The following is a 19,250-nucleotide window of genomic DNA, read 5'->3' on the forward strand; positions in this document are numbered from 1 at the left end:
ACGATGGCTCATTACCTGAGTTTGTTTGTGCGGGCGGTGTTTGTTGAAAACATGGCGCTCGCGTTTTTCCTGGGCATGTGTACGTTCCTTGCCGTGTCTAAAAAGGTATCCACGGCATTTGGACTGGGCGTGGCGGTCACCGTTGTGTTGGGGCTTTCGGTTCCGATTAACAATCTGGTCTACAACTTTGTGCTGCGTGACGGCGCACTGGTGGAGGGGGTTGATCTCAGCTTCCTGAATTTCATCACCTTTATCGGGGTGATCGCGGCGCTGGTGCAAATCCTCGAGATGATCCTCGATAAGTACTTCCCGTCGCTGTACAACGCGCTGGGGATCTTCCTCCCGCTGATCGCGGTGAACTGCGCCATCTTTGGTGGCGTCTCGTTTATGGTTCAGCGTGATTACAACTTCAGTGAATCCGTGGTGTACGGTTTTGGTTCCGGCATCGGCTGGATGCTGGCGATTGTCACCATGGCGGGGATCCGCGAGAAAATGAAATATGCCAACGTGCCTGCGGGTCTGCGTGGCTTAGGGATCACCTTTATCACCACCGGGCTGATGGCGCTGGGCTTTATGTCCTTCTCCGGTGTGCAGCTATAAGGGCTAACAGATGGAAATTATCCTTGGCGTGGTGATGTTCACGCTGATCGTACTGGTGCTGTCAGGGTTAATTCTGGCGGCGCGCGCGAAGCTGGTGAATTCCGGTGACGTGGTGATTGATATTAACGACGAGCCGCAGAATCAGATCCGCACGCCAGCGGGTGACAAACTGCTCAATACGCTCTCGGGCAATGGGATCTTTGTCTCGTCAGCCTGCGGCGGTGGCGGCTCCTGCGGGCAGTGCCGCGTGACGGTAAAAGAGGGCGGTGGCGATATTCTGCCAACCGAGCTGGCGCATATCACAAAGCTTGAAGCGAAAGAGGGCTGCCGTCTGGCCTGCCAGGTCGCGGTGCGCCAGAACATGAAGATTGAGCTGCCGGAAGAGATCTTCGGCGTCAAAAAATGGGAGTGCGAGGTTATCTCTAATGATAACAAAGCCACCTTTATTAAAGAGCTGAAGCTGCGGGTACCGGAAGGGGAAGATGTTCCGTTCCGCGCCGGAGGATACATTCAGATTGAGTGTCCTGAACATACCGTGGCGTATGCGGACTTCGACGTGCCGGATGAGTACCGCGCCGACTGGGACAAATTCAATCTCTTCCGCTTTGTATCGGAGGTAAAAGAGCCGACGCTGCGCGCCTACTCGATGGCTAACTACCCGGAAGAGAAAGGCATCATCATGCTCAACGTGCGTATCGCAACGCCGCCACCGAATGTGCCGGATGCACCGCCGGGCGTGATGTCGTCATACATCTGGTCCCTGAAGCCGGGAGATAAGGTGACGATCTCCGGTCCGTTCGGGGAGTTCTTCGCGAAAGATACCGACGCGGAAATGGTCTTTATCGGCGGCGGTGCCGGTATGGCCCCGATGCGCTCGCACATTTTTGACCAGCTCAAGCGGCTCGGCAGCAAGCGTAAAATCAGCTTCTGGTACGGGGCGCGCTCGCTGCGCGAGATGTTCTACGACGACGAGTTTGAACAGCTGGCGCGTGAAAACCCGAACTTTACCTTCCACGTTGCGCTTTCCGATCCGCAGCCGGAAGATAACTGGACGGGCTATACGGGGTTCATCCACAACGTGCTGTATGAAAACTACCTCAAACAGCACCCGGCACCCGAGGACTGCGAGTTCTATATGTGTGGCCCGCCGATGATGAACGCCGCCGTGATTAAGATGCTGAAAGATCTCGGTGTCGAAGATGAGAGCATCTTGCTCGACGACTTTGGAGGCTGATGATGCTGACGTTTCTGGCAACCTTTGTGATTTTTGTGCTTGTCATCTTCGGCATGTCGTTAGGCTGGATCGTTAAGCGGAAAAGCATTCAGGGCAGCTGCGGCGGTATTTCCTCCATTGGTATGGAGAAGGTCTGCGACTGCCCGGAACCGTGCGATGCTCGAAAGAAAAGGATGGCGCGCGAGCAGCAGCGCATCATTTAATCTTGAAGGTCGGGTAAGGCGAAGCCGTCACCCGACAATTTCCACGCACGCTTCTCAACCCTCATTTGTTTACTGTATACTTATCCAGTAATAAGTGAGGGCATACTATGCGCAAAATAATCCATGTTGATATGGACTGCTTTTTTGCCGCAGTGGAGATGCGAGACAACCCGGCGCTGCGGGATATTCCCATCGCCATTGGCGGCAGCCGCGTTCAGCGTGGCGTCATCAGCACCGCCAACTATCCTGCGCGCAAATTTGGCGTGCGCAGCGCCATGCCGACGGCGATGGCCTTAAAGCTTTGTCCTCATCTCACGCTTCTGCCCGGCCGGTTTGAAGCCTATAAAGAGGCTTCCCTTCACATCCGGGAAATCTTCTCCCGCTATACCTCTCTCATAGAGCCGCTGTCGCTCGACGAAGCCTATCTGGACGTGACCGACAGCGTTCACTGCCACGGCTCCGCCACGCTGATGGCGAAGGAGATCCGCCAGACGATTTTCAACGAGCTGAATCTGACGGCGTCGGCGGGCGTCGCGCCCGTTAAATTCCTTGCCAAAATCGCCTCCGATTTAAATAAGCCCAACGGTCAGTACGTCATCACACCGGAAGAGGTGCCTGCATTTTTAAAAACGCTGCCGCTCGGCAAAATCCCCGGGGTAGGAAAAGTTTCTGCCGCAAAGCTGGAAAGCATGGGGCTACGGACCTGTGAAGACGTGCAGCATAGCGATCTCGCCATGCTGCTCAAGCGTTTCGGGAAGTTTGGCCGCGTGCTGTGGGAGCGCAGCCAGGGAATTGACGATCGCGATGTGAACAGCGAGCGGCTCCGTAAATCCGTCGGCGTTGAGCGCACCCTCATTGAAGATATACATGACTGGTCTGAATGCGAAATGATCATCACGGAACAGCTTTATCCTGAGCTGGAACGGCGTTTAATCAAGGTGAAGCCTGACCTGCTGATTGCCCGTCAGGGTATCAAATTAAAATTCAACGATTTCCAGCAGACCACGCAGGAACACGTCTGGCCGCGACTGAATAAAGACGATCTTATCGCGACGGCAAAAAAGGCATGGGAAGAGCGCCGGGGCGGTCGAGGGGTAAGGCTGGTGGGATTGCACGTCACGCTGCTGGATCCGCAGCTAGAGCGACAGCTGGTTCTGGGATTGTAAAAAAGCCCGGTGGCGCTACGCTTACCGGGCCTGGATTTTTCACCCTCTTCCACAGGAAGAGGGCTGGGATGAAGATGTTATTTCGCAGGGATCGCTTTCAGCAGTTCAGTCAGCAGCGTCCAGTAGTGACCGACGCTTTCGATATGAACCTGCTCATCCGGCGAGTGTGGACCGGTAATGGTTGGCCCGATGGACACCATATCCATATCCGGATACGGTTTCTTGAACAGACCACATTCCAGACCCGCGTGGATCACCTGAATGTTTGGCGTGCTGTTGAACAGACGCTGGTAAGTTTCACGCACCAGCGCCATCACCGGAGAGCTTGCATCCGGCTGCCAGCCCGGGTAGCTGCCTTTTGCAGAGGTTTTTGCTCCCGCCAGCGTGCCCAGAGATTCCAGCATGCTCACCACGTACTCTTTACCGCTGTCGATAAGGGAGCGGATCAGGCAGATGATTTCCGCGCTGTCGTCGCTCATGGTCACCACGCCCACGTTCAGTGAGGTTTCCACCACGCCTTTCGCCACGTCAGAGTTGCGGATCACGCCGTTTGGCGTCGCGTTCAGCAGCTGAACAAAGGTGTCACGAGACTGCACGGTCAGCGCGGCTTTATCTGTAGAAACAGATTCCAGCACTACGGTCAGGTTCTTCTCTTTCGCCGACAGTTCGTTTTTCAGGATATCCAGGTACACGGTGGAGAGTTTTTTCAGCTCGTCCGCTTTTGCTGCTGGAACCGCTACGGTGGCGAACGCTTCGCGTGGGATCGCGTTACGCAGGGTACCGCCGTTGAAATCCACCAGACGCAGATCCAGCTCGGCCGCATGGCCTGCCAGGAAGCGTGCCAGCAGCTTGTTGGCGTTGCCCAGACCCAGGTGAATATCGCCGCCGGAGTGGCCGCCTTTCAGACCTTTCAGCGTCAGCTTGAAGGTCTGGAAGCCCGCAGGTATCGCTTCGCGAGACAGCGGCAGGGTAGAGATAAAATCAATCCCGCCCGCGCATCCCATGTAGATCTCGCCTTCTTCTTCTGAGTCGGTGTTGATCAGGATATCCGCCTGCAGCCAGTTCGCCTGCAGACCGAAAGCGCCGTCCATGCCCGCTTCTTCGGTCATGGTTAACAGCACTTCCAGTGGACCGTGCTCAACGCGGTCGTCAGCCAGCACCGCCAGCGCAGACGCCATACCGATGCCGTTATCCGCGCCCAGCGTGGTACCGCGTGCTTTCACCCAGTCGCCGTCGATGTACGGTTGAATCGGGTCTTTGGTGAAGTCATGAACGGTGTCGTTGTTCTTCTGTGGCACCATGTCCAGGTGCGCCTGCAGCACAACCGGTTTGCGGTTTTCCATGCCTGCGGTTGCAGGTTTGCGGATCAGAATATTGCCAACCTGGTCGCGTTCAGCATGCAGACCTTTTTCCTTCGCCCAGCCCATAATATGTTCGGCAAGCTGTTCTTCATGGTAGGAAGGGTGTGGAATGGAGCAGATTTTGGCAAAAATATCCCACAGCGGCTGCGGAGATAGTTGAGACAGTTCAGACACGATAAGTCTCCTTGTCGAGGCGCTGCAAACAGGGTTGCAGGTCACAGGGTTAGCAGGTTAATAGTTACCACAAGTCAGGCTTGCGAGATGAAACTGAGAATACCACTTTCTCTGCTGGCTGGTAGCATAAAGCATGTAAAAACTCAGGCAGAGGGCGCTAAACACTGGTTTTTAGTGCGTCAGATCTCTATAATCTCGCGCAACCTATTTCCCCCTCGAACACTTTTTAAGCCGTATAAAAACAGGCTGGGACACTTCACATGAGCGAAAAATACGTCGTCACCTGGGACATGTTGCAGATTCACGCACGCAAACTGGCTGCGCGTCTGATGCCTTCCGAACAGTGGAAAGGCATTATTGCCGTCAGCCGTGGCGGTCTGGTACCGGGGGCGCTGCTGGCACGTGAGCTGGGTATTCGTCATGTCGATACCGTTTGCATCTCCAGCTATGACCATGACAACCAGCGCGAGCTGACCGTGCTGAAACGTGCGGAAGGTGACGGTGAAGGCTTCATCGTTATTGATGACCTGGTGGATACCGGCGGTACTGCGGTCGCTATCCGCGAAATGTATCCTAAAGCGCACTTCGTCACTATCTTCGCTAAACCGGCTGGCCGCCCGCTGGTTGACGATTACGTGATTGATATCCCGCAGGATACCTGGATTGAACAGCCATGGGATATGGGCGTGGTCTTTGTACCGCCTATTTCAGGCCGTTAATACCAGTACGTAACTTTACACGCCCGGCTATGTCGGGCGTTGTTCTTTTTGGCCTGCCACGCGTTACAATAGTCTTCATATGACGTATTCATGGAGGCAACGCAATGACGCAGGCGAATCTCACCGAGACACTCTTCAAACCCCGTTTCAAACACCCTGAAACGTCGACGCTGGTGCGTCGCTTTAATCCGGGTACCCAGCCTGCCGTCCAGTCCGCGTTAGACGGTAAAAACGTGCCTCACTGGTATCGCATGATTAATCGCCTGATGTGGATCTGGCGCGGTATCGACCCCCGTGAAATCCTCGATGTGCAGGCACGTATCGTGATGAGTGAAGCCGAGCGTACCGACAGCGAACTCTATGATACCGTGGTGGGCTACCGTGGCGGAAACTGGATCTATGAGTGGTCTAAACAGGCGATGGTCTGGCAGCAAAAAGCCAGCCAGGAAGAGGATGCCACGCGCAGCGGCAAGCACTGGCTGCATGCGGCCAATCTCTACGCCATTGCCGCTTATCCACATCTGAAAGGTGATGAGCTTGCTGAGCAGGCACAGGCGCTGGCGAATCGCGCTTACGAAGAGGCGGCTCAACGCCTGCCGGGCCAGATGCGCGAACTCGAGTTTACCATTCCGGGTGGGTCATCCATTACCGGGTTCCTGCATATGCCTGAAGGTGAAGGCCCGTTCCCGACCGTCCTCATGTGCGGCGGGCTGGATTCGCTGCAAATCGACTATTACAGCCTGTATGAGCGCTACTTCGCACCAAAAGGGATCGCGATGCTGACGCTTGATATGCCTTCAATTGGTTTCTCCTCCAAATGGAAACTGACTCAGGACTCCAGCCTGCTGCACCAGCATGCGCTAAAAGCACTGGAAAACATTCCTTGGGTTGACCACACCAGCGTGGCGGCATTCGGCTTCCGTTTCGGCGCGAACGTCGCGGTGCGTCTGGCTTACCTTGAATCTTCTCGCCTTAAAGCCGTCGCCTGCCTCGGCCCGGTCGTACACGCCCTGCTCAGCGATCCTGCCCGTCAGGGCAACGTACCTGAAATGTACCTTGATGTGCTGGCCAGCCGTCTTGGCATGCATGATGCATCAGACGAAGCGCTGCGCGTTGAGCTCAATCGCTACTCGTTAAAAACGCAAGGCTTGCTGGGACGTCGCTGCCCAACGCCGATGCTCTCTGGGTTCTGGAAAAACGATCCGTTTAGCCCGGAAGAAGAGTCGCGCTTAATCACTTCGTCATCTGCGGATGGCAAATTGCTTGAGGTGCCGTTCAGCCCGGTCTATCAGAATTTCGACAAAGCACTGAAAGAGATTACGCGCTGGATAGCTCAGAGATTGTGTTAATAGATTGCTAAATTTCGCTGGTTTGGTAAAACAGTGGCTTCACAAAAGGAGATCGCAATGACGTTACCGAGTGGACACCCGAAAAGTAGATTGATTAAGAAGTTCATGGCTCTTGGCCCGTATATTCGAGAAGAGCAGTGTGAAGAGAATCGCTTTTTTTTCGACTGCCTGGCTGTATGCGTCAACGTGAAGCCTGCACCCGAAAAACGTGAATTCTGGGGCTGGTGGATGGAAATGGAAGCAGAGGAAAAACGCTTTACGTATAGCTACCAGTTTGGCCTGTTTAATAAAGACGGCAACTGGCAGGCGACCACCATTAAAGATCAGGAAGTCATTGACCGCCTGGAATACACCCTGAAAGAGTTTCACGACAAAGCGAGCGCACTGCTGGCGACTCTGGATCTCAAGTTCGAACCCGCAGATGACTTTTCCAGCGAAGCGGTGAAGCTGACTGCCTGATAGCGTCACAGCGCCGGGTGGCGGCTTCGCCTTACCCGGCCTACAAAATGCACTATCCCGTAGGCCCGGTAAGCGCAGCGCCACCGGGCAAAAAAAATCCCGGCTCAACTGCCGGGATTTTCTTATTCGGATAATCTTAGAACTGGTAGGTCATACCCAGTGCAACGATGTCATCGCTGCTCACGCCCAGTTTATTTTTGTCGTCAATCTGGTTGATTTTATAATCAACAAAGGCGGACATATTTTTGTTGAAGTAATAGGTCGCGCCAACGTCAATATATTTCACCAGATCTTCGTCGCCAATACCTTCGATATCTTTGCCTTTAGACTGGACATATCCCAGGGACGGGCGCAGACCGAAGTCGAACTGATATTGTGCGACCACTTCAAAGTTCTGCGCTTTATTTGCAAACCCACCGGAAATTGGCGTCATATTGCGGGTTTCTGAATACATTGCAGCCAGATAAATATCGTTCGCATCATATTTCAGACCTGTTGCCCAGGCTTCTGCTTTCTGGCCCTGGCCACGCGCCAGCAGGTTCTGAGCGTTGGTACGGTCAGAGTTGGTGTAGGCGCCGCTGACGGCGAAATCGCTGCCGCCGAAGTCATATGTCAGAGAGGTACCAAAACCGTCACCGTTCTGTTTCTTGGCGTCGCGGTTTTCGTTTTTGCCCTGGTACTGCAGGGTCATGTCCAGGCCGTCAACCGCACCGAAGAAGTCGGTGTTACGGTAGGTGGCAAGACCGGTCGCACGCTTGGTCATGAAGTTATCGGTCTGCGCGGAAGAGTCGCCGCCGAACTCAGGGAACATATCGGTCCATGCTTCGACGTCATACAGGGCACCCAGGTTACGACCGTAATCCAGTGAACCAAAGTTTTTCAGCTTCAGGCCCGCGAACGCCAGACGCGTCTTCTGAGTAGAGTCGCTCTCGGCTTTGTTACCTGCGAATTCAGATTCCCAACGGCCATAGCCCGTCAGCTGATCGTTAATCTGCGTTTCGCCTTTAAAACCGAAACGAACGTAAGTCTGATCGCCATCTTTGGTAGCATCATCGCTGATGTAGTGCATGGCTTTCACTTTGCCGTACACGTCCAGCTTATTACCATTTTTATTATAAACTTCAGCTGCGTGAACGGATGCAGAAGCCACTACGCCCATAACCATTAATGCCAGAGTGCTCTTTTTCATTTTCGATCCTGTCTTATAAACGCGCTAAAAAATTCGCTGGACGATAAGCTCATGCTTAAGTCCCGTGAAAAAACAGGAAGGGTTTTATCGTTCTGGAATGAAACTTTTATGACAAACTAAGAATAATTTTAAAAAACTGTGATTTATTATTTCGGTAATAAAACTGTCAAATTCTCCCGCTACGCTTCCTGATCCCGCGCAACAAAGTGTTTCGCGATGTGCTAAGGCAGTTGGCAACGGGGCTGACTCCTGTTAAAACGTTCGTTTGACATTACTTTCCCTTATCGTTGAACGGCAGAGAATCATGAGTGACAGCCAGACGCTGGTGGTAAAACTCGGTACCAGTGTTTTAACAGGCGGATCGCGCCGCCTAAATCGCGCCCACATTGTTGAGCTTGTACGTCAGTGCGCTCAGTTACATGCCGCAGGGCATCGTATTGTGATTGTGACCTCCGGGGCGATTGCCGCCGGGCGTGAACACCTGGGTTACCCCGAACTCCCCGCGACGATCGCCTCCAAACAGCTGCTGGCCGCCGTGGGACAAAGCCGACTCATTCAACTCTGGGAACAGCTGTTCTCTATCTATGGCATTCACGTCGGGCAGATGCTCCTGACGCGTGCGGATATGGAAGACAGAGAGCGCTTCCTGAACGCCCGCGATACCCTGCGCGCGCTGCTGGACAACAATATTGTTCCGGTCATTAACGAAAACGATGCCGTTGCTACCGCTGAAATCAAAGTGGGTGATAACGATAACCTCTCTGCGCTGGCGGCCATTCTGGCCGGAGCCGATAAATTACTGTTGCTGACCGATCAGCAGGGGCTGTTCACCGCCGATCCGCGCGCTAACCCGGAAGCCGAGCTGATTACCGACGTTCACGGCATCGATGATGCGCTGCGCGCCATCGCCGGTGACAGCGTATCCGGCCTCGGAACGGGCGGTATGGGGACCAAGCTGCAGGCCGCTGACGTAGCGTGCCGCGCCGGTATCGACACCATCATTGCCGCCGGCAGCCGCCCTGGCGTGATTGGCGACGTGATGGAAGGCATCTCCGTCGGCACCCGCTTCCACGCTCAGGAATCCCCGCTGGAAAACCGTAAGCGCTGGATATTTGGCGCGCCGCCTGCGGGTGAACTCGTCGTCGATGAAGGGGCAACCGCCGCGATTCTGGAACGAGGAAGTTCATTACTTCCTAAAGGAATTAAAAGCGTGACAGGCAACTTCTCCCGTGGTGAAGTGATCCGTATTCGTAACCTCGAAGGCCGCGACATCGCCCACGGCGTAAGCCGCTATAACAGCGATGCCCTGCGCCGCATCGCGGGTCACCATTCGCAGCAGATCGACGCCATTCTGGGCTATGAATATGGCCCGGTTGCCGTGCATCGCGATGACATGATTATTCGTTAAGGAGCCAGAACATGCTGGAACAAATGGGCGCCGCCGCGAAGGCCGCCTCTTATAAACTGGCGCTCCTTTCCAGCCGCGAGAAAAACCGCGTGCTGGAAAAAATCGCTGATTATCTCGAATCACAGTCTCAGGAGATTTTGCTCGCCAACGAGCAGGATTTACTGGAAGCGCGCCGCAACGGTCTGAGCGAAGCGATGCTCGACCGTCTGGCGTTGACCCCGGCCCGCCTGAAAGGCATCGCCGACGATGTTCGTCAGGTATGCAATCTGGCCGACCCGGTAGGGCAGGTGATTGACGGTGGGCTGCTGGACAGCGGTTTACGCCTGGAGCGCCGTCGCGTGCCGCTCGGCGTTATCGGCGTTATTTATGAAGCCCGACCAAACGTGACGGTGGATGTCGCCTCCCTGTGCCTGAAAACCGGCAACGCCGCCATTCTGCGCGGTGGGAAAGAGACCTGGCGCACCAACGCCGCGACGGTGAAAGTCATTCAGCAGGCGCTGGAAGAGTGTGGCTTGCCGGCGGGTGCCGTGCAGGCAATTGAGAGCCCGGACCGCGCGCTGGTCAACGAAATGCTGCGCATGGACAAATACATCGACATGCTGATCCCACGCGGCGGCGCGGGCCTGCACAAGCTATGCCGCGAGCAGTCGACGATTCCGGTGATCACCGGCGGTATCGGCGTATGTCACATCGTGGTAGACGACAGCGCTGAGATTGCACCGGCGCTGAAGATTATCGTTAACGCGAAGACCCAGCGTCCAAGCACCTGTAACACCGTGGAAACGCTGCTGGTGCATCAGGACATTGCAAACGCCTTCCTGCCGGCCCTGAGTAAACAGATGGCCGAGAGCGGCGTGACGCTGCATGCTGACGCCAGTGCGCTCGCGCTGCTGCAGGATGGCCCGGCTAACGTGGTTCCCGTCAACGCGGAGCAGTACGACGACGAGTTCCTGTCACTGGATCTGAACGTGAAAATCGTGAGCGATCTCGACGACGCGATTGCGCACATCCGTGAGCATGGCACACAGCATTCTGACGCCATCCTGACGCGCACCTTGCGCAATGCCGATCGCTTCGTGAACGAAGTGGATTCCTCTGCGGTGTATGTGAATGCCTCCACCCGCTTCACCGACGGCGGCCAGTTCGGCCTCGGTGCCGAGGTGGCGGTCAGCACGCAGAAACTGCACGCGCGCGGTCCGATGGGGCTGGAAGCACTGACCACGTATAAGTGGATCGGCTTCGGTGACGATACGATTCGTGCGTAAATAATCACGGGTGATGCAAAAGTAGCCGTTTGATTCAAAAGGGCATTGACGCATCACCCGGTTAGATCTAACCTTTTGCCCCGTGGTTACACTCGTAACCGGCCTCTCAGGGCCGATATAGCTCAGTTGGTAGAGCAGCGCATTCGTAATGCGAAGGTCGTAGGTTCGACTCCTATTATCGGCACCAGTCATATCAAGTAGTTACGCATCATTTGTACCTTCCTTATTTTCACTATGGGACAGATTTGGGACAGAAGACCCGAAAATCGAGTCAATTTGTCGTGCATGCTCGGTTAGGTGATTCGGTGCAAGGTGAGCATATCGGCGAACCATTTCTATTGACTCCCAGCCACCCATTTCCTGCAACACGGAAATCGGAACTCCAGCCTGGACAAGCCAACTTGCCCAAGTATGTCTCAGGTCATGAAAGCGGAAGTCCTCAATCCCCGATCGTTTTAATGCCGCCCTCCACGCAGTGTTAGCGTCGTAGCGCATCTTCCTGACAACGGGTGATTTAGTCCCGTCAGGTTTTGTGCTGCTTTCCTTGTAAACGAACACCCACTTGTGGTGATTGCCGATTTGCTTTTTCAACACCCGGCAAGCAGTATCATTCAGCGCCACGCCAATGGCCTGATTGGACTTGCTCTGCTCCGGGTGAATCCATGCAACCTTTCTCTGCATGTCTATCTGCTGCCATTCCAGATTGATGATGTTCGAACGTCTTAAGCCAGTAGAAAGCGCAAACTCTACGACTGACTTAAGCGGCTCCGGACATTCATCAATCAACCTTCTCGCCTCGTGAGGTTCAAGCCATCTGATGCGTTTGTTCTTCGGTTGAGGAACTTTGACGATCGGAGCCTTGTCCAGCATCTTCCACTCACGCTCTGCCGCCCTGAGAAGCGCCTTAATGAATGAGAGATGAGTTGCTTTTGTGGCAACCGCTGCAGGCTTTGGTTTGTATTCTGGAGGCAGCTTTCCTTTCTTGCGACACGCCTCTTCCATGAGCTTCCAGTTCTCCTCATGCCGCCGATTGGTCATCTTCTGGATGGCAGAGTAAATCTTCGTTTCTGTAATATTCTTCAACTGCATTCCTGCAAAATGCTGTAGCCAGAATCCGATCCGGCTCTTGTCGTCATCCAGTGACTTCTTGTGCGACTTTTCCTCCAGCCACCTGACACAAGCTTCCTCAAAGGTCATATCAGGTGTCTCGCCTAACTTACTCACCCTCCATGCTTCGGCCTTTAACTTGTCATGAAGCTCCGTGGCCTGCCTTTTGTCCTTTGTCCCAAGAGACTGCTTAAATCTTTTGCCGTCTGGCAATGTGAAGCTGGCGTACCAGGTTTCACCTCTGCGGAATAGTGACATTTCAGTTCCTCTGCTATGCCATCACCCGCGCTCACGCCGACAGTATGCAGCGGAGACTGAAGCGCCGCAATGCAGGCTTGCCGTGTAGTGAGGTATGGGGATTTAGGTTTGGAGGGGTCTTTGCGTGTCGCCTGAAGGCGGCCTGTGCGAATCCAGTTAGTAGCGGTAGGTCTGGATATCTTTAGAAAAGCACAGGCCTCATCGAGTGTGAGGCTGTGTGATTCCATGGCTTACCCCTGAATGTCACGGTAGAACTCTTCTTGAGCCAGCTCCGCTCTGTGATTAATCTCCATGTCGTCCATATCCTGAATAACATCACTCCAGGCAACACGAGCAAGCTTCCCGCCTAGAACATCCATATTCGCGTGTACCGGCGGCTCCTTTCCATCATCAAACTCAACAACAAAAGTCATCATGCCCATTATCTATCTCCAATAAAAACCGCCATTGCGGCGGTCTAGTCGATTACGATTTTTCCTGACTTGATGTATTCGTAGATATTCTTTGCGTCATCTTCTGTGTTTTTACCAACACTAAGCACCTCGCAAATTTTCTTGATGGCCTCATCGCGCTTCTTATCTGCTTCTGAGCGGATAGGGCGGAATTCATCAGCCCAGAAAGGGCGCGTTGTCTTGCAGTCAAATACAAGCGCTTCCTTCCATGCTACTGCATCACCATGCGCTTCAGGTCTATCAGTGTAAGCAACCGTGGCCTCTACCCACTCTCCACCGTAATTAGCCTCTACGCGACACCCCGCAGGAGGCAATCCCTCGCCATCCCATTCTTCAGTGCGCAACAGTTTTTCAATCCGCCTTGCATCATCGTCCGTCACCAGGCATCCTCCCTCAACTTTCTATACAGCAAGGTCCGTCGTCGCTCGATATGAAGAACCGAGATATCGAAATCTAACTCCATACTCCCTGAAGTCTTCTCGACCGATATCTGAGATAGGAATTTCAAGCTTTCGAGATATGATGCCTTTTAGTCCACTGACGTCCATTTTCATCTCCTTACGCTAATTTCTTATACACGCGAGGCTCATCAACAGTAGCCGCGCGAAGTTCGTGTTCGTGATGCACTGAGTAGTTGCCGTCATCCCATTTGCACCAGTATTTCGGATGGTCGCTATCCGGCTCAATCTGGCTCTCAACCATCCCTCTGATGCCTCCAGACTTAAGCTGAACTAACGCGCCCACAGCAAATTTAGCCATAACAAGCCCTCTGACATGTGAATGAGTGAAGAGATAGCCGCCCATGCAATAAGACCCGCGATGGCAGCCAGGATAAGGTTGTATTGCATGGTGACTCCGGATAAAGAAAAACCCGCGATGTGCGGGTTTGTTATGCGTCGAATGGGTTAGGCATTGCTTACGCTCCATGCATTCAGATGGTCAGTACATTGCCGGTAAAAACTCTCCATCAGATAAGCGAAGGCCTCTGTGGTCACAGTGTTAGCATCCATCCCTATGGCATGAAAAACATTTATCACTGCATGGCTCAGCTCATGAACAAGGACATATGAGTCACCAACAAATATCCCAACAACCATTTGAGAGCGGCTATCGTTTGAGCTAACTACGCCAGCAAGATCATCAATGTCCCGCGCGGCCGGGTCCTGTCTTATCTTTGATACCTGCTGAGCGTATAAGACTCTGCTGTTTGTAAACCAGACATCTGGAAAGTAGGGATGCGAATCGAGTTTTACCAGAACCTTTCTCACGTCACACCTCCTTCTGCGGTGCTGCTGGCAGTGGCATCCAGTGGGTAGGCTCGCAATAACAGTCGAATCCGTGATAATACTCACGCCCTCCCTTGTAGGTTGCCGTTTTTACTGGTGGGTCATTTGATTCTTCGGCGCGAGGACGGAAAACAATGACCTTGCTCCCTTCATCCGGCATCCGCTCACTGCAAGCCACCCAACCATCCGGAATCACCGGAGAGTTGAGAGCATCACGCTCTGCCAGAATCTTCTCACCGTCAATTGCTATACCTGAGTTGCGAATGGCATCCACCGCATCGCGCAACTTGCATGACGTGTTGTCTGGTATGGTACCTTCATTGGTGAGGGTACCATCGGCTCCCTGAAGCATGGTGGCGCGGCGGTTCCATTTCTCTTCGCATATTTTCCTTGTGTCATGGTGGCATGAGCATGGAGCATCCGCCCCTTCATGCTCGCCAACATCGCAACGCACCTCTGCTCTACATTTTTTGCAGGCTATAGAATAGTCTTGGCGCTCATGGCCGTAGAATTCAAAGAACATGCCGCCGTCTTCTTCTGCTTCACCGCCGCAAAATGGGCAAGGTAATAGCTTCATGATTTATCTCCATTAAGCATGGCGGCGCGGCAGGCGTTCCATCCAACAAGAATCCACTGCGCCTCTGATGTGGAAACCTGGAATTTGTTGGCAATATAGTTAAAGCTCTTTCCGGCTAACGCGTCTGGCACTGATACCGGCGCTGGAGGGGCGGTGACATTAGCGAATGCAGCACGCAACCCAGCCTTAATTTCTTCGACCTCATCAGCACCTAACGATGAATCTGACAGCGCATGATGGAATGCGTAAGCCATATCATCGGTAACCGATACAGGCTCCGCTTCGAGCGATGCCAGCGCGATACGCAGGGCAGCCAGCGTGTTGCTGTCGTCTTCGTCCAGGCCGTACGGGATTTCATCGCGGGCAGCTTCCATTTCGGCAATTTTCTGCTGCAGCCATTGTTTGGTAATAGTGCTCATGATACCTCTCCTTTACCGGCTGCGGCGGGGGCATCGATGCCAGCAGCAGATAATGCAATTCGGAACGCTTCCTTCAAATCTGCAATCTGCTGGTCTTTGGCTTCCAGCTCATCCAGCAGCGCCACTGAGCGCAGAGCCAATTTCGCAAGCATGTTTGTATCCTTCAAGCTCATCAGCCAATGCCCAGGATTGCTTTTGCAATACTCCATATCAGCTAATTTATTGAGCCATTCAATTTTTTCTTGATTTAACGCCTGTTTGTCGATGTTGCTCATTGGGCGGCCTCCGGTTCCTCTGGCATTGGAGCCCAATGAGTGATAACAACATCGTCGATATCGATATCACTGTTCTGGAAAGTCCATTGCCAACTTCCAGTCTCTTTCTGCCCGAAAGCCATCCACATTGAACGCCAACCTATCAGCCATCCTTCGCCGTATGAATCGAATAGCAGAACCGTGTCGTTAGGTGACGGAAGGCTTTCATGCACGGAGAATACTTTTTCTTCCAGCGCGTCGCTCCATGAGACAGCCGCTAGCTTTCCACCAAAGATTGTCATACCAGCGTTTACTGCTGGCTCTTTACCATCCTCAAACTCAACGACGAAAGTTACTTTGCTCATGACTGCACTCCTTTGCGAAGCTGGCTGGCGAAGTCGTCAGCGTTTTCACCCGATACCCACCAGGAATCCCTGGCGTCTGAAGAGTGGGCACGCTTCGACTCTTCTTTGCACTTTGAAGCAAACATCTCCACACCCTGCGCCCGCACTTCAGCCAGGAAATCGTCGGTAGCTGGGGTTTCTGGAATGGTGTCTGGAATAACCTCTGAGTAGACGCGCTCCATTGCCGACTCCCATCCGTAGTAACAAGCCGAATAACCGTCACGCTGGTAGCCGTGGTCTTCAACTCCACATCCCATACCCTGGTCATGGTATTCAGGCTGATTGTCGGGATTGATGCAGTATTCAATGGCCGACTTCAGCCCCGCATTCTCCGCAGCCAGCTTCATGCATCTGGCTTCAAGTGCGGCGTAGTCTGTGTATTTAACAAGATTCCCATTTGGGTCTACGCCATCAACACCAACGCTATAACGTTTCACGCTCATTTCGTCGCCCTCTGGTTTAACAACGCTGTCAGGTATCGATTGTTGTTGAGACGTTCTGCATTCCCGAATGAGTCACGCTTCAGCATTTCTTCGCGTGGGATATCGTTGATGGGTTTGAAGCGGTGTCCGGCGATTAACTCATTGGGAGTGATGAAAGGGTCGTAGTAATTTCCGATCATGCTGCTTTCCTCATGTTCATGTCTCGCTTGCGAAGCCTTGTAACTCTTGACCTGACAGCCGTGTAACCTCTGCCCATCATTTCGGCGATGTCCTTTTGCAGGTAGCCTTGACGGTAGAGAGCGGCTAGCGTCTCTTCGTCTTGATGGCTCCATGCCCTCTGTGTGCAGGCTGTAGATAACGAATACTTCTGAGCGAGGTAATAGAATTGGGCTAACGTAAGTCCGAGATGGTCAGCTGCGCGGGGCGCGACCATACGGCCGCACACCGCCTTCATTTCTTCAGGAGTGACGTTTAGTTTTCGCATTGGTTATTTGATGAGAAGAGTTGGCTTACCGAGCTTGAGTGATGCGCCAGGAATAGCATTACCGGCCTTGAGTTGATGCTTGATAGCTAACTTGTCGGCCTTAACTGTGGTTACGTATTCAACGTACTCAGGTGGAAGGGAGCCTTCATCTGTGATTTCTACCGACTCGACTGGCGCTCGTACAGTTACCTGATGTATGCCTGCGCGAATCTTTTTCTTACCAATCATCTCAAGCGAATTAGCGATGTAGGTCATGATGTTATCGACCTTGTTGTTGATTACGGCCGCGCGTTCATTGAGTGCCTTAGCCTCTTCCTTGAGGCGCTCTGCATATCCGGTTTCGTTCTTACAGATAGCCAACAACTGCTCTATCTTATCTGTAAGCTCGCCTTCCATTCCTTCCAGCGTGTCGGCTATCTCGTCTGCTTCAAAGTCAGCATCCATCAGCCGGGCGTAATCGTTGGCAATCTCATACAGTTTGCTCACTGGTTACCTCCAGCTTTGCCTTGCACTCTGCATAGATGGCCTGAACGTTCTGCTGCAGCTTCATTCCTGCAGTGCGTTTATACGCTTCAGCGAAGATGCGCTTAAGGTCATCCATAGTTTCAGCATGAGCCATGTCATCGCAAAGCGTCTGAACGTGCTCGATGATTTCCTGCTGGCGTTTGCGCTCATCCTCACGGATATCTTCCTCTGACTTATGCGGCATCACTGGTTCCTGATGCATCCCTTCATCTTCATTTAGCAGGTGAATCGCGTTATCCAGACGCTGTGCCTTAGGCCAGTATTTGCTGGCACGCTTAACGATGGTCTTACGCGCCATTTCTTCCCAGAACGTTTTCCACGGACCGTTCTTTGCCTTACTGGTAGCTTCAACCGTTTTAATTTCTGCCAGGCTCATTTCCTCCGTCAGGTAGTCACCATCAGCAGTCTTAACCGTGCAGTAACCACCGACAACCTCGCCACGCTCACCAAAAGCGTTGTATTTGTGCGTAGGAGCGCTATCAAGGCCGTTTGATTCGTAAGTGTCAGCTGAGTACACCAGTTTGCACTGACCCCACTTAATGGAGCCTGTAGACTGCGCCAGATGCAGCAATCCCATGTAGCTGATATCTAGGCACACCATACCGTCGCGCGGAACCAGGTAAGCCAGCTTGCTTGCCGGGTTCAGCGTGATTCCAATGGCTGCCACGTTGATGATCGCGTTCTGTGCACTGGTAGGGTTGGATAGGGCGGTTTTTGCTAGGAAGTCATTCTTCTGGAAGTACTGGATTGCGAACTGACTTTCCTTAGCCCATGTAACTGTCTGTTCGGTTAATGCACCGCAGAATAGCGGTTCCTGCTGCTTAACGAAATCAACGATATTGCTCATGCTGCATCCTCGAAAGTATGACGGCGCAGGAATATGCCAATCGCATACTCAACCTCTACGCGCGGCCTGAAAATGTCCCACATAACCTCAGTGGCGAACTCCTGATAATTGCAGTCGTCTTCGCCAAGCCATTCCACAGCTGCTTTCGTGTGGTCGTCAGGCCTATGTGATTCCAGCATGTTGAGCACCGGCCGCATGTTCGCGCACAGCATCTCAACTTGCTTATCAATCGCTGCATTGTCATCGTCGTTAAAGCTCGCGATGATTTGCTTAATCTCTGTTTTGTCTGTCATCGTCAGGCGCATCTTCTGCATCCTCTTTCTGCTGTTTCAACATGTCCTGCATAAGGCGGACAAAGGCATCTTCTGACCAGGTATCTGCAATGCTCATTTCGATTCGCTCACATCGGCGGCTTTGGCTTGTTTTCTTTTCCACTCAAGCCACATATGGTTGTAATCTCGACCTGATAGTGTTGAGTTTCTGTAGCCATCAGTAGTGCGCATGCTAACTAGCGTTTCTTTTGAAATGCAAACCTCGCTCATTACTGATTTCTCAAATTCATCACGCTCGTCAGAATCATTTGCTGAAGGTGCTTCAATGATGGTTTTCACTGCCTCAAGCCACTTTTCAAAGTGATAATCGAATGAACCTGTGGGATGTCCGCAACCACCGATTACGTGACTCTCAATTAAGTCTCCGCACATGCAATAATCGTTATCTGCATTCGAAATAATGCCGATAATTTCGTGAATGCAATTAACCAGCTTTTCTTTGTCCGATGCCAACGATTCACATCTAAATTGAAGTTCTTCGTAGGTTGGATTATTCATGGCTGCACCTTCTGATTCAGAAACTCAACCAGACGCTCCAGCAGGCTCTTAACGCGAGGCTGCTTGAAGTCTGCTCCGGTGATGATGTTCTGGCGTGAATGCTGGACAGATAAAATAGGGTCGAAAGGGCGAACCGATGCCGCCCCTGCAATAGCGAACTGTTGCATGGTGTGCTCCTTTTAAATTGATTGGCATAGCGAAAACACCTCGAATGAAGTGCTATGGATATGCAGGTAA

28 protein-coding genes and 1 tRNA gene are annotated in these 19,250 nt (G+C 52.9%); 10 read left to right on the top strand and 19 right to left on the bottom strand.

The features are described from left to right. The first annotated feature begins 3 nt into the window (after positions 1 to 3). The 4 genes from nqrE to dinB all read left to right on the top strand — a co-directional run bounded on the left by nqrE (position 4) and on the right by dinB (position 3,203). Positions 4 to 600: an NADH:ubiquinone reductase (Na(+)-transporting) subunit E gene (nqrE, locus tag FOY93_RS04320; protein ID WP_023334613.1), complete on the top strand. Its 597-nt coding sequence runs from the start codon at positions 4 to 6 to the stop codon at positions 598 to 600. 10 nt (positions 601 to 610) lie between these two features. Further along, positions 611 to 1,834, top strand: coding sequence for an NADH:ubiquinone reductase (Na(+)-transporting) subunit F (gene nqrF, locus FOY93_RS04325; RefSeq protein WP_133293832.1), 1,224 nt, complete (start codon positions 611 to 613; stop codon positions 1,832 to 1,834). Then, positions 1,834 to 2,037, top strand: a complete 204-nt coding sequence (nqrM, locus tag FOY93_RS04330; protein WP_136195227.1) for a (Na+)-NQR maturation NqrM — start codon at positions 1,834 to 1,836, stop codon at positions 2,035 to 2,037. Before nqrF ends, nqrM begins: the two co-directional genes overlap by 1 nt. A gap of 107 nt (positions 2,038 to 2,144) precedes the next feature. Beyond that, entirely contained in the window at positions 2,145 to 3,203 is a 1,059-nt protein-coding gene (gene dinB, locus FOY93_RS04335) for a DNA polymerase IV (RefSeq protein ID WP_136195228.1), read from the top strand. Between the two features lie 77 nt (positions 3,204 to 3,280). Here the strand turns inward: dinB and pepD are convergent, their stop codons facing one another. Next, positions 3,281 to 4,738, bottom strand: coding sequence for a cytosol nonspecific dipeptidase (gene pepD / locus FOY93_RS04340; RefSeq protein ID WP_136195229.1), 1,458 nt, complete (start codon positions 4,736 to 4,738; stop codon positions 3,281 to 3,283). 260 nt (positions 4,739 to 4,998) lie between these two features. Between pepD and gpt the strand changes: the two genes are divergently transcribed. The 3 genes from gpt to crl all read left to right on the top strand — a co-directional run bounded on the left by gpt (position 4,999) and on the right by crl (position 7,265). Next, entirely contained in the window at positions 4,999 to 5,457 is a 459-nt protein-coding gene (gpt, locus tag FOY93_RS04345; protein ID WP_010427903.1) for a xanthine phosphoribosyltransferase, read from the top strand. 104 nt (positions 5,458 to 5,561) lie between these two features. Next, positions 5,562 to 6,806: an esterase FrsA gene (gene frsA / locus FOY93_RS04350; RefSeq protein WP_133293834.1), complete on the top strand. Its 1,245-nt coding sequence runs from the start codon at positions 5,562 to 5,564 to the stop codon at positions 6,804 to 6,806. A gap of 57 nt (positions 6,807 to 6,863) precedes the next feature. Further along, a complete protein-coding gene (gene crl, locus FOY93_RS04355) occupies positions 6,864 to 7,265 on the top strand; it encodes a sigma factor-binding protein Crl (RefSeq protein ID WP_008500249.1) in 402 nt (133 codons plus the stop codon). Positions 7,266 to 7,401: 136 nt separating this feature from the next. Here crl and phoE read toward each other — a convergent pair whose 3' ends face one another. Continuing rightward, entirely contained in the window at positions 7,402 to 8,454 is a 1,053-nt protein-coding gene (gene phoE, locus FOY93_RS04360; protein ID WP_111965853.1) for a phosphoporin PhoE, read from the bottom strand. Positions 8,455 to 8,758: 304 nt separating this feature from the next. Between phoE and proB the strand changes: the two genes are divergently transcribed. The 3 genes from proB to FOY93_RS04375 all read left to right on the top strand — a co-directional run bounded on the left by proB (position 8,759) and on the right by FOY93_RS04375 (position 11,314). Beyond that, entirely contained in the window at positions 8,759 to 9,862 is a 1,104-nt protein-coding gene (gene proB / locus FOY93_RS04365) for a glutamate 5-kinase (protein ID WP_021242883.1), read from the top strand. An 11-nt stretch (positions 9,863 to 9,873) separates the two neighbouring features. After that, a complete protein-coding gene (gene proA, locus FOY93_RS04370; protein ID WP_127729690.1) occupies positions 9,874 to 11,127 on the top strand; it encodes a glutamate-5-semialdehyde dehydrogenase in 1,254 nt (417 codons plus the stop codon). A 111-nt stretch (positions 11,128 to 11,238) separates the two neighbouring features. Next, a tRNA-Thr gene (locus tag FOY93_RS04375) sits at positions 11,239 to 11,314 on the top strand. Between the two features lie 14 nt (positions 11,315 to 11,328). On the opposite strand, the gene FOY93_RS04380 is transcribed toward FOY93_RS04375, so the two are convergent. The 17 genes from FOY93_RS04380 to FOY93_RS23495 form a co-directional block, all read right to left on the bottom strand. Then, the gene (locus FOY93_RS04380) at positions 11,329 to 12,447 is read right to left on the bottom strand and encodes a site-specific integrase (protein ID WP_232057389.1); all 1,119 of its coding nucleotides are present in this window, start codon (positions 12,445 to 12,447) and stop codon (positions 11,329 to 11,331) included. Next, positions 12,369 to 12,719 carry a helix-turn-helix domain-containing protein gene (locus FOY93_RS23655; RefSeq protein WP_143344670.1) on the bottom strand — a complete coding sequence of 117 codons (351 nt, stop codon included), beginning with the start codon at positions 12,717 to 12,719 and terminating at the stop codon, positions 12,369 to 12,371. The genes FOY93_RS04380 and FOY93_RS23655 overlap by 79 nt, the downstream gene beginning before the upstream one ends. A gap of 3 nt (positions 12,720 to 12,722) precedes the next feature. Beyond that, a complete protein-coding gene (locus FOY93_RS04390; RefSeq protein ID WP_143344671.1) occupies positions 12,723 to 12,914 on the bottom strand; it encodes a hypothetical protein in 192 nt (63 codons plus the stop codon). Between the two features lie 35 nt (positions 12,915 to 12,949). After that, on the bottom strand, positions 12,950 to 13,324 hold the full coding sequence (locus tag FOY93_RS04395) for a hypothetical protein (protein ID WP_143344672.1): 375 nt from the start codon (positions 13,322 to 13,324) through the stop codon (positions 12,950 to 12,952). A gap of 178 nt (positions 13,325 to 13,502) precedes the next feature. After that, on the bottom strand, positions 13,503 to 13,703 hold the full coding sequence (locus FOY93_RS04400; protein ID WP_143344673.1) for a YodC family protein: 201 nt from the start codon (positions 13,701 to 13,703) through the stop codon (positions 13,503 to 13,505). Between the two features lie 146 nt (positions 13,704 to 13,849). After that, entirely contained in the window at positions 13,850 to 14,212 is a 363-nt protein-coding gene (locus tag FOY93_RS04405; RefSeq protein ID WP_143344674.1) for a hypothetical protein, read from the bottom strand. 1 nt (position 14,213) lies between these two features. Next, complete coding sequence (locus FOY93_RS04410) at positions 14,214 to 14,807, bottom strand: DUF551 domain-containing protein (protein ID WP_143344675.1); 594 nt, start codon at positions 14,805 to 14,807, stop codon at positions 14,214 to 14,216. Then, positions 14,804 to 15,226 carry a hypothetical protein gene (locus FOY93_RS04415; RefSeq protein ID WP_143344676.1) on the bottom strand — a complete coding sequence of 141 codons (423 nt, stop codon included), beginning with the start codon at positions 15,224 to 15,226 and terminating at the stop codon, positions 14,804 to 14,806. Before FOY93_RS04415 ends, FOY93_RS04410 begins: the two co-directional genes overlap by 4 nt. Continuing rightward, entirely contained in the window at positions 15,223 to 15,501 is a 279-nt protein-coding gene (locus tag FOY93_RS04420) for a hypothetical protein (protein WP_232057369.1), read from the bottom strand. Before FOY93_RS04420 ends, FOY93_RS04415 begins: the two co-directional genes overlap by 4 nt. Beyond that, the gene (locus FOY93_RS04425) at positions 15,498 to 15,782 is read right to left on the bottom strand and encodes a DUF551 domain-containing protein (protein WP_232057390.1); all 285 of its coding nucleotides are present in this window, start codon (positions 15,780 to 15,782) and stop codon (positions 15,498 to 15,500) included. The genes FOY93_RS04420 and FOY93_RS04425 overlap by 4 nt, the downstream gene beginning before the upstream one ends. Positions 15,783 to 15,841: 59 nt before the next feature. After that, a complete protein-coding gene (locus FOY93_RS23660; protein WP_232057370.1) occupies positions 15,842 to 16,327 on the bottom strand; it encodes a hypothetical protein in 486 nt (161 codons plus the stop codon). Then, complete coding sequence (locus FOY93_RS04435) at positions 16,324 to 16,506, bottom strand: DUF2737 family protein (RefSeq protein WP_143344678.1); 183 nt, start codon at positions 16,504 to 16,506, stop codon at positions 16,324 to 16,326. Before FOY93_RS04435 ends, FOY93_RS23660 begins: the two co-directional genes overlap by 4 nt. A 308-nt stretch (positions 16,507 to 16,814) precedes the next feature. Next, positions 16,815 to 17,297 (bottom strand): siphovirus Gp157 family protein, encoded by a 483-nt coding sequence (locus FOY93_RS04445; protein ID WP_143344680.1) that lies wholly within the window; start codon positions 17,295 to 17,297, stop codon positions 16,815 to 16,817. After that, on the bottom strand, positions 17,281 to 18,183 hold the full coding sequence (locus FOY93_RS04450; RefSeq protein ID WP_143344681.1) for a RecT family recombinase: 903 nt from the start codon (positions 18,181 to 18,183) through the stop codon (positions 17,281 to 17,283). Before FOY93_RS04450 ends, FOY93_RS04445 begins: the two co-directional genes overlap by 17 nt. Next, positions 18,180 to 18,488, bottom strand: a complete 309-nt coding sequence (locus FOY93_RS04455) for a hypothetical protein (RefSeq protein ID WP_143344682.1) — start codon at positions 18,486 to 18,488, stop codon at positions 18,180 to 18,182. The genes FOY93_RS04450 and FOY93_RS04455 overlap by 4 nt, the downstream gene beginning before the upstream one ends. Before the next feature lie 81 nt (positions 18,489 to 18,569). Beyond that, positions 18,570 to 19,013, bottom strand: coding sequence for a hypothetical protein (locus FOY93_RS23665; protein ID WP_232057371.1), 444 nt, complete (start codon positions 19,011 to 19,013; stop codon positions 18,570 to 18,572). Continuing rightward, positions 19,010 to 19,180 (bottom strand): hypothetical protein, encoded by a 171-nt coding sequence (locus FOY93_RS23495; protein WP_172621903.1) that lies wholly within the window; start codon positions 19,178 to 19,180, stop codon positions 19,010 to 19,012. The genes FOY93_RS23665 and FOY93_RS23495 overlap by 4 nt, the downstream gene beginning before the upstream one ends. Positions 19,181 to 19,250: the final 70 nt, after the last annotated feature.

Origin of the sequence: Enterobacter sp. 18A13, from assembly GCF_007035975.1 — a bacterium.
GTDB lineage: Bacteria > Pseudomonadota > Gammaproteobacteria > Enterobacterales > Enterobacteriaceae > Enterobacter > Enterobacter vonholyi.